1 protein-coding gene is annotated in these 228 nt (G+C 68.9%); it reads left to right on the forward strand.

What is annotated here, in order from left to right; translation table 11 throughout:
• A partial coding sequence (locus ACLEQD_RS45445; protein ID WP_410392083.1) for an AMP-binding protein occupies positions 1-228 on the forward strand: 228 nt, incomplete at both ends.

The following is a 228-nucleotide window of genomic DNA, read 5'->3' on the forward strand; positions in this document are numbered from 1 at the left end:
CCAGCGCGGAGTTCCCTCGCGACCTCTGCCTCCATGACGCCTTCACCGCCCAGGCCCTTCGCACGCCCGACGCCTTGGCTGTCATCTGCCGCGACGAGCAGCTCACCTTCCGTGAGTTGGACACGCGAGCCAATCAGCTCGCTCACCGGTTGGTGAAGCTGGGCGTCGGCCCTGACGTGCGCGTGGTGCTCTGCGTGGAGCGCTCCGTCGAGGCCCTCGTCGGCATCC

The organism is Corallococcus sp. 4LFB, assembly GCF_046520365.1.
In the GTDB taxonomy this organism is placed as follows: domain Bacteria; phylum Myxococcota; class Myxococcia; order Myxococcales; family Myxococcaceae; genus Corallococcus; species Corallococcus caeni.